Origin of the sequence: Microseira wollei NIES-4236 (genome assembly GCF_020521235.1) — a bacterium.
Taxonomy (GTDB): Bacteria; Cyanobacteriota; Cyanobacteriia; order Cyanobacteriales; family Aerosakkonemataceae; genus Microseira; species Microseira wollei.
This window is the reverse complement of record NZ_BLAY01000277.1, coordinates 1-8,437: the sequence shown is the minus strand read 5'-3', so window position 1 is coordinate 8,437 and position 8,437 is coordinate 1. Positions and strand designations below refer to the sequence as shown.

Genomic DNA, 8,437 nt, shown 5'->3' with positions numbered 1-8,437 from the left:
TACACAACAGGGCATGGGACAATCGATTGATTTAACGTTCCATGTTGCTGATGCCGTGCCCCTACACAACAGGGCATGGGACAATCGATTGATTTAACGTTCCATGTTGCTGATGCCTTGCCCCTACACAACAGGGCATGGGACAATCGATTGATTTAACGTTCCATGTTGCTGATGCCGTGCCCCTACACAACAGGGCATGGGACAATCGATTGATTTAACGTTCCATGTTGCTGATGCCTTGCCCCTACTTCAGGCGTCCTCGTTCGAGTTGGGGGCAGGGTTTCCCCGTTCGTCGTAATAGCGTTCGATTTGCTTACCCCCGCCTTCGACTTCGACTTCGTAAAAAGTCCCTCGTGGTGTTAATTCAATCTCGCGTTTTGTAATCTTGTAGCCTGGGTATTCTTTTTTAACCCGATTGAGTACTAAAGTGGAAAACTGGTTTTCCGGTACTTCGTATTCGGTTTCTAGCCATTTTCCGTCTTTTGAGAATTCGGCTTCGTACTCGATGCCATTTTTTTGGAAAATAGCTTCATAGCCATAAGGTTGGGATTCCCAACGGGGATTTACACCCGGATATTTTGCAGCAAAAGCACTTTGGACTGTAGGGGGGACTTGGGTAGACTGAGTGTTGCTGGCTTTGTTACAGGCAGTTAGCATCAGCGTTGATGATATTCCCCCGATGACAGCTAAGCTACCTAAGCGAGACTTAAAGAGTCGGTGTAGAAAGAAATATGCCATGGCGATCCCTTAAATCATCTCCTAGTTAACAAAATATAGAATTCACCTACGCTCTAGCACGGTGAGATTCCAGAAAAGCCATAAAATAGATCGGGCAATCGTTCTTTATCGTCTCATAATGGCAGAGATAGAAACCGCTAAAGTTATTATCCCCAACGGCGATGTGCTTCTTGATGCTTACCTAGCAACGCCAACAGGGGAAGGTCCATTTCCAGGTATTATCGTTATCCAGGAGATCTTCGGCGTCAACGCCCATATCCGGGAAGTAACCGAGAGAATAGCCAAAGAAGGGTACGTCGCGATCGCACCCGCAATCTACCAACGCCTCGCCCCCGGTTTTGAGACGGGTTACACCCCAGAAGACATTAAACTTGGCAAGGAATACAAAGAACAAACCAAAGCATCGGAATTGCTGAGCGATATTCAAGCCACAATTGAGTACCTCAAAACCCTGCCTGTTGTCAAGCAAGATGGTTTTGCCAGCATAGGTTTCTGTTTTGGCGGTCACGTTGTCTACCTTGCCGCTACCCTAAACGATATTAAAGCCACCGCGTCGTTCTACGGCGCTGGAATTACCAATTGGACTCCCGGCGGCGGCGAACCCACTATTACCCGGACAAAAGATATTAAAGGCACTCTCTACGCCTTCTTTGGCATGGAAGATGCTAGCATTCCAGCGGCACAAGTTGACCAGATCGAGGCAGAACTAGAGAAACACCACATTCCCCATCGGGTCTTCCGCTACGATGGAGTAGACCACGGGTTCTTTTGCGATCATCGCGGTAGCTACGATGCTACAGCTGCTGGGGCTGCTTGGACTGAAGTAAAGCAATTATTTCAGACAAGGCTAGCAGCGAGTTGACGCAATCCAAACTGTGGCATAGCCATTAATTGAATTATTCAAACGCTCATGAAAGCCAAAGCAACACCTTCCCCAGCAGACAAGTCATCCTTTTCTAGGGACGATTTTGCCAAAGCCCTAGAACAACAAGAGTACCATTTTGAAAAAGGACAAGTTGTTCGGGGCAAGGTGTTTGAGTACGCATCCGATGGTGCTTATGTTGACATAGGTGGGAAGTCGCCAGCATTTCTGCCTGAAAGAGAAGCTTCTTTGAAAACGGGAACGCCTTTGTCTGAATTGCTACCGTTGAACGAAGAACGGGAATTCTTGATTGTCAAAGAGCAAGATGGGGAGGGTCAGGTAACGCTTTCCCTGCGACAGCTGTTAGTCAAGCAAGTTTGGGATAAATTAGCCGAAATGCAGGAAAGCGGACAAACCGTGCAAGTGCGCGTCACTGGAGTGAATAAAGGTGGCGTCACGGTGAACGTGCAAGGGGTAAGAGGGTTTATTCCGCGATCGCATCTCATCGATAAAGATAATTTAGAGCAATTAATCGGTCAACCCCTCAACGTTAGCTTCCTAGAATTCAATCGCGAAACCGAAAAACTGGTGATGTCTCAGCGCTTAGCTTCTCAATCTGCCCGGTTCAGCGAAATAGAATTAGGACAGTTGGTAGAAGGCAAAGTTACCAATATAAAACCTTTTGGTTTATTCGTTGATATGGGCGGCACTACAGGTTTGCTGCACATTAAACAAATCAGCCAAAATTACATCGAAAACCTGCAAAATTTATTTCAAATTGGGCAGCCAATTAAAGCAGTCGTAGTCAATTTAGATCAAGGACAAAGCCGAATTTCCCTCTCAACTAGGGTGTTGGAAAATTACGCCGGAGAAATGCTAGAAAATATGGCTGAAGTAATGGCTTCAGCCGAAGCGCGTGCGGAAAGGGCGCGGAAAAATATTGTGTGATAGCGCAAGTTGCTAATTGCTAATTGATAATTGCTAATTGCTAATTGTTAATTGCTAATTGCTAATTGCGAGAGAGCTTTGTCAGCATTTTTCCTAATTTAGCCATTAGCAATTAGCCATTAGCCGCGCGTTTGAGATAACTAGCAACTTGAGTTAATAGCTAATAGCTAATGGCTGGTAGAGATGGATATTTCCACGAGCAATTAGCAATTAGCAATTAGCAATTAGCTATTTCAGTTATAACTAGCAACTTGAGTTATTATCAGTTGAGGTGTGGTTGATTCAATTGTTTGCACTTAGCCTCGGCTAATTGATAAGCCTCTAAATATTCTTTTGGTCCTAACATCTGGTCACCATAATATTCGTAAGGCTGCTTGCCGTAAACTGGTAAGGGGTCGTCCTCTGGATAGTCTTCTTTTGCTTCTTCGACGGCGGCTTTTAGTTGCTCAACGGTGAGGCGGTGTGCTGGAAAGTAGAAGAGTTCTTGGGCATTTTTGTGCAAGTGGGGTAAATTGGGATCGATGATGCGCTCGCTCACCTCAATCCAAGCATGTTCGACTGGTTTATACGGCTTTCCAGCAAAGGCTAAAAAGCCTTGGACGTAAATTGCTCCTTCAGTAGCCAACGCGGCTTTATAGGCGTTATCAAAATGGTTTTTAGCCTGGCTTTTAATCTGTTTAGCAATTTCGAGCGAAACCGTTTCATCAAGTTGTTTTTCCATAATATCGGCGATTAGATTTGGGTTAATTGACAAATGGCTTTCAGCGTTTGAAGAATTTGGATAGCTGGTTCAAAATCCATCAGGTTTAGTAACGGCATCAACTGATAAGTTGGGCGTTCTCCTGGCTGAATATAAACAAATTGATAGCGCGCTCCATTGGTTGCTAAACTCCACACTGATGTTTGATCGTCTAAAATTTTATCAGCATAAGTAAGCAACTGAGGTAAACCTGCTACTACATCAATTAAACTATTTTTTGTTTCAATTACTAAAACTACAAAAGCCACATTATTGATTAAATTAGCGTTGACAGCTAAAATATCGAAACGTCCTGTAATAATTGTACCTTCATCTTCAATAGCAATATCGGCAAGACTTTCTTCTAATACCAGCTTAACTGGGGAGCGGTAAAAGCCAGCTAATCGCAACAAGGGAGCAACAGATAACAACTTCAGCTGACCTTCTGAAACTTTGCCATCTATCAAATAGCTATCAAAGTCATCGCGGATTTGTCCGAGTTCTTGTTGTTCAAACTCAGTTAAAGGTTGTAGAGATAACAATGAAGTTAAAGAACCATTAGGGATTTTTTCAAATTTCAGCATTTGAACAACTTCCCTCAAAGTTAGAGTTTTAGCATTAAGAGTTGTCATACTTAACCATTACCAATTACCCATTACCAATTACCTACCTCAAAATTTGTTCGATCGTTCGATTTGCTTGGGATTCGTAACTGCCACCGAATAAATTAAAGTGATTGAGAATATGATAAAGGTTATAAAGCATTTTGCGGCGCTCGTAACCTTTATCCAAAGGCCAAACTTCATTGTAACCGCGATAAAAAGCTGCGGGAAAACCGCCAAACAATTCGGTCATCGCCAGATCGGTTTCGCGATCGCCATAATAAGTAGCAGGGTCAAGAATCACAGGTTCTCCCGCTGCGGTAACAGAAGCATTCCCCGACCACAAATCCCCATGTACGAGGGACGGTTGAGGTTGATAATCTTCTAGCAGTTCGGGAATCGCTTCTAATAAGCGTTCTCCCTGTCTAAAATAACCGCCCCGTCGCTTGGCTAACTTTAATTGATACCCGATGCGATGTTGGGTAAAAAATTCCGCCCAATCTGCTGTCCAAGTATTAATTTGCGGCGTTGAACCAATCGTATTATTGCGTTCCCAACCAAAGCCTTTGTTGCTAGTCGCTTTGTGCATTGCTGCCAAATTGCGCCCCATTTCTTCCCAAGCATTTGTCCCGCCGCTGCGACCCAATTCTAGCCATTCCAATACAATGTAAGCCGAATTATCGGATATGCCGCAACAAATTGGTTTGGGAACGCGGATAGTATGAGTATCCCACATTTGTTGCAGTCCCAGCGCTTCGGCTTCAAACATATCAACCAGGGAGGCTTGATTGAGTTTGACAAAATAAGTTACAGCGCCGTTAGAAACTGCATAACCTTGGTTAATGCAACCTCCCCCAACAGATCGGCGCTGCTTTACTTCAAACGGTTCGAACGTTTTCTGGCTGATGTGTTCGGCGATTTTTGTCCACATGGCGTTATTGGTAATTGGTAATTGCTAATTGCTAATTGCTAATTGCTAATTGCTAATTGCTAATTGCTAATTGTCAGGATTATACAATAAAGACAAATACTGCAATTATCGATTAGCCATTAGCCATTAGCCATTAGCACTTCCCGGTTTAATTGCAACAATCCCGTAAGCTTCTGGTGATAAGTAACGGTTAGCAGCTAATTGCAAATCGGCTTTATTCAACGCTTGAATGCGGGCTGGGTAATTGAGGACTGGAGCTAAATCGCTTACCATTGATTGATAGTAGCCGTACATTCCGGCGCGATCGCTCGGCGTTTCGTTGGCAAATACGAAGCGATTCGCGACTTGCGTCCTGACGCGGGCGATTTCTGCTTTGGTTACGGGTGCGGTTTGAATCTCGCGCATGTGGGAAGCGATCGCATTTTCCACTTCGGCTAAATTTTCCACTGGCAATTGCGCGGAAATATAAAACGTCCCCTGAATTTGATTGGTCATATTGCTAGCAGAAATATTAGTAACCAATCGCCGATTTTCCCGCAAATCTTTCACCAAACGCGATGTCCGCCCGCTGCCTAAAATTGCTGCTAAAACATCCAGCGCATAAGTCTGGTGCAAATCGGTTAATCCAGGCACGCGCCAAATCATCATCAGCCTTGCTTGTTGTAAGCTGCTATCGACGTATTCGCGGCGCACAATTTCTTTAAAAGGTTGTTCTGGTTGGGTAATTGGTAATTGGTAATCGGCAATCGGTGATGGTTGAGATTGTTTTTTATCCCCGATTCCTTCTGCCACAATTTCGATTAATTCTTCTACAGGCAAATTCCCTACTGCTACGGCTGTGATTGACTGGGGTTGATACCATCTGGCGTGGAAATCGCGCATCTGCTGGGGTTTCAATGCCTCTATAACCGATACTGGCCCCAAAACCGGGCGTCTATAGGGTAGCACTTCAAACGCCGTTTCAATCGTCCGCTGATAGGTACGGCGGCGGGGATTATCATCTGAACGACGAATTTCTTCTAATACCACGAATCGCTCGCGCTCAAACGCTTCGTCGGGGATGCTGGGGTTCAGCACCACGTCGATTTGCAACGGCGCTAGCTTGGCAAAATCTTGGGGCGCGGCAGTGATGTAATAGTGGGTGTAATCCTGGCTGGTAGCGGCATTGGTAACTGCGCCTCGCTCCTCAACTAAACGCTCAAACTCACCGCTTGCCAACCTCTCGGTTCCTTTGAAGATCATATGCTCCAAAAAGTGAGCCATACCGTTGATCTCGTCGGATTCTACAGCCGAGCCAACATTTAACCACAGACTCAGGTTTACCGCTTCCACTGGCATCTGTTCCGCCACAATTGTCAATCCGTTGTCTAGTCGGCGGATGGTTGGCGCGTTAAGCGGAGGAGTTTTGAGTAAGGTTGAGGTCATTTGCGATTTTGCACAGGTTAATACTTCTTCAATCTTAGCGATTCTTCACATGGGGGATATCGCTGTCATCAGTAAATTCCCTTGTTTTCTATAAAAGCTATCAGGAATTTTTATTGCTAGCTATTCTCAATTACTTGCATTTGCGTGTAATCTTTAAGTGATGCAATTGAATATCTTTAGCAATAAGTGCCTAAGGAGGTATAGCAGGTGGCAAGCATTGAATCGCGCAGTAATGCGTTATCGCAGCAAGGCGCAGATACGTTTCCCCGTTGGGCGAGAGGCTCTATGCGCTCGCACCAGCAAAATCGAGATCTGGGTTCAGCTGTCCAGTACGCGGTTGTGCTGCTATTTGAATATTTTTATCACTAATAACGCCTAACTAGAGGAGAGTCAATGTCAACAAAGATTGGTTTGTTTTACGGCACTCAAACAGGGAAAACTGCCGATGTAGCCGAGATGCTGCAAAAAGAACTTGGCGAGGATGTCGTAGACTTGCACGACATCGCCCTTGCGCAAAAAGAAGACCTGGAAGCTTACGAATATTTAATTATCGGTTCGCCAACTTGGAATATCGGGGAATTGCAAAGCGATTGGGAGGCTTTTTTCCCAGAGTTGGACGAGATTGATTTCAGCGGGAAAAAGGTAGCTTATTTTGGTGTCGGCGACCAAATGGGATACCCGGATAATTTTTTAGACGCGATGGGTATCCTCGCAGAAAAAATTTCAGAACGCGGTGCAACGCGAATCGGTGATTGGCCTACATCAGGTTACGAATTTAACGACTCCAAGGCATTAGAAAACGGTAAATTTATTGGCCTTGGGATTGATGAAGATAATCAGTCAGACATGACTGAAGCGCGCATCAAAACCTGGGTAGATCAAATCAAGAAAGAGTTCAAAGTTTGATTGTATAAAAAACCCGGTTTCTGCGTAGATGTATAGTTACCCAACCCACAACTCTCGCTCTTAACCGGGTTTGTTTTGCGTAGCCTTGTTCAAGTTTGGTGTCGTCAGATAAGGTAGCACTGTTACTAGCGCTACCTTTTTTTTTGCGAAATTACAGCGGATTGCAGCCGCATAGGTACACCTGAGTTTGTCAAGCGCGCAGCCATTTTTGCTGCGCGCTTGACAAACGAAGCCAAAAGGCTGTACCAAGGCGAGGAAAGCAATCCGCTGTAGTCGCAAAATTACCTCTTGGGTATGGGGTAAGGATCAAACTGGATTCTGAAAATGGTAGGCAATCTATCTCCGTTACCCAAGGATTGCACTTCATGGAACCACAACAACTGAGTCAAGAACTGCGCGAGGGAAAAAATCCCCACATGACCCGTCGGCGGGCGATTATCGGGTTGTCTATGCTTGGGGGTTCGATGGGACAACTCGTGACGCTTTACCAGACGGGGATAGTCAATCACTTACCCGATCCGCCGGGACAGAAGATTTTCGATGCAGACCGCGTCGATGCATCTAACTATGCTTACAGCCGATTTAACTCACCCGATGGCCCGATAATGGTAGTTAATTATGCCCTCACTGCTTGGCTAGCTGCTGCGGGTGGACTTGACCGCGCGAGGCGCAATCCGCTTTTACCAATTGCAATGGGTATCAAGCTGGTGTTAGATTCTGCGATCGCTGTCGAGTTAGCGCGGGAAGAATGGGCAGAAAACAAAGCGTTTTGCGAATACTGCCAGGTGGCGACGCTAGCTTCTTTGGCGTCGTTAGTGCTTGCAGTACCAGAGGTTCTTACCGCTATTCGCACTCTCAAAGGAGGCAAGAACGTCGCAGCAGACGCCAGCAGTCAGTAATACCAATTTCCCTTGAAAATGCTACACATCAACATGTACCGATTGTAGGGGCGGGTTTTACCAATAACCTTTGTCAGAAACAAACAATTGAAGTAAACCCGCGCAGCCCCAAGTGTTTCCCATTGATGGGAAAACGGTATAATATCCATTCCGGTTAGATCTGAATCATTGGTAGGGACTAAGGCTAAAGAAAAACTTTGCGCTGGCAATAAAACTTGCTTACGCCGTGTCCCTACAACCAAATTTGATCGTTACAAGAAAAATTGACTCTTGTGGGATGGGCATCCTGTTTGTCCATCTGAAAAATTGACTCTTGTGGGATGGGCATCCTGTTTGTCCATCTGAAAAATTGACTCTTGTGGGATGGGCATCCTGTTTGTCCAT

9 protein-coding genes are annotated in these 8,437 nt (G+C 45.3%); 4 read left to right on the top strand and 5 right to left on the bottom strand.

All coding sequences use genetic code 11. The features are described 5' to 3' along the window. Positions 1 to 252: 252 nt before the first annotated feature. Entirely contained in the window at positions 253 to 741 is a 489-nt protein-coding gene (locus tag MiSe_RS45520) for a PepSY-like domain-containing protein (protein ID WP_226593391.1), read from the bottom strand. A gap of 118 nt (positions 742 to 859) precedes the next feature. Here MiSe_RS45520 and MiSe_RS45515 point away from each other — a divergent pair, with 118 nt between their 5' ends. Further along, on the top strand, positions 860 to 1,603 hold the full coding sequence (locus MiSe_RS45515) for a dienelactone hydrolase family protein (RefSeq protein ID WP_226593389.1): 744 nt from the start codon (positions 860 to 862) through the stop codon (positions 1,601 to 1,603). A 48-nt stretch (positions 1,604 to 1,651) separates the two neighbouring features. Continuing rightward, on the top strand, positions 1,652 to 2,551 hold the full coding sequence (locus MiSe_RS45510; RefSeq protein WP_226593387.1) for a S1 RNA-binding domain-containing protein: 900 nt from the start codon (positions 1,652 to 1,654) through the stop codon (positions 2,549 to 2,551). Between the two features lie 262 nt (positions 2,552 to 2,813). On the opposite strand, the gene MiSe_RS45505 is transcribed toward MiSe_RS45510, so the two are convergent. The 4 genes from MiSe_RS45505 to MiSe_RS45490 form a co-directional block, all read right to left on the bottom strand. Then, positions 2,814 to 3,272, bottom strand: a complete 459-nt coding sequence (locus MiSe_RS45505) for a hypothetical protein (RefSeq protein WP_226593385.1) — start codon at positions 3,270 to 3,272, stop codon at positions 2,814 to 2,816. Between the two features lie 11 nt (positions 3,273 to 3,283). Next, positions 3,284 to 3,922, bottom strand: a complete 639-nt coding sequence (locus tag MiSe_RS45500; protein WP_226593383.1) for a restriction endonuclease subunit R — start codon at positions 3,920 to 3,922, stop codon at positions 3,284 to 3,286. A 34-nt stretch (positions 3,923 to 3,956) separates the two neighbouring features. Next, positions 3,957 to 4,823 (bottom strand): fructosamine kinase family protein, encoded by an 867-nt coding sequence (locus MiSe_RS45495; RefSeq protein WP_226593381.1) that lies wholly within the window; start codon positions 4,821 to 4,823, stop codon positions 3,957 to 3,959. A 126-nt stretch (positions 4,824 to 4,949) separates the two neighbouring features. Next, entirely contained in the window at positions 4,950 to 6,248 is a 1,299-nt protein-coding gene (locus MiSe_RS45490; RefSeq protein WP_226593379.1) for a M16 family metallopeptidase, read from the bottom strand. A gap of 393 nt (positions 6,249 to 6,641) precedes the next feature. Between MiSe_RS45490 and fldA the strand changes: the two genes are divergently transcribed. Continuing rightward, positions 6,642 to 7,154 (top strand): flavodoxin FldA, encoded by a 513-nt coding sequence (gene fldA, locus MiSe_RS45485; protein ID WP_226593376.1) that lies wholly within the window; start codon positions 6,642 to 6,644, stop codon positions 7,152 to 7,154. A 365-nt stretch (positions 7,155 to 7,519) separates the two neighbouring features. Next, positions 7,520 to 8,053: a vitamin K epoxide reductase family protein gene (locus MiSe_RS45480; protein WP_226593374.1), complete on the top strand. Its 534-nt coding sequence runs from the start codon at positions 7,520 to 7,522 to the stop codon at positions 8,051 to 8,053. The last annotated feature ends 384 nt before the right edge of the window (positions 8,054 to 8,437 follow it).

Excerpts from the sequence above, each read along its gene's own strand:
- MiSe_RS45520 (WP_226593391.1), bottom strand. The coding sequence starts at position 741 with ATGGCATATTTCTTTCTACACCGACTCTTTAAGTCTCGCTTAGGTAGC.
- MiSe_RS45515 (WP_226593389.1), top strand. The coding sequence starts at position 860 with ATGGCAGAGATAGAAACCGCTAAAGTTATTATCCCCAACGGCGATGTG.
- MiSe_RS45510 (WP_226593387.1), top strand. The coding sequence starts at position 1,652 with ATGAAAGCCAAAGCAACACCTTCCCCAGCAGACAAGTCATCCTTTTCT.
- MiSe_RS45505 (WP_226593385.1), bottom strand. The coding sequence starts at position 3,272 with ATGGAAAAACAACTTGATGAAACGGTTTCGCTCGAAATTGCTAAACAG.
- MiSe_RS45500 (WP_226593383.1), bottom strand. The coding sequence starts at position 3,922 with ATGACAACTCTTAATGCTAAAACTCTAACTTTGAGGGAAGTTGTTCAA.
- MiSe_RS45495 (WP_226593381.1), bottom strand. The coding sequence starts at position 4,823 with ATGTGGACAAAAATCGCCGAACACATCAGCCAGAAAACGTTCGAACCG.
- MiSe_RS45490 (WP_226593379.1), bottom strand. The coding sequence starts at position 6,248 with ATGACCTCAACCTTACTCAAAACTCCTCCGCTTAACGCGCCAACCATC.
- fldA (WP_226593376.1), top strand. The coding sequence starts at position 6,642 with ATGTCAACAAAGATTGGTTTGTTTTACGGCACTCAAACAGGGAAAACT.
- MiSe_RS45480 (WP_226593374.1), top strand. The coding sequence starts at position 7,520 with ATGGAACCACAACAACTGAGTCAAGAACTGCGCGAGGGAAAAAATCCC.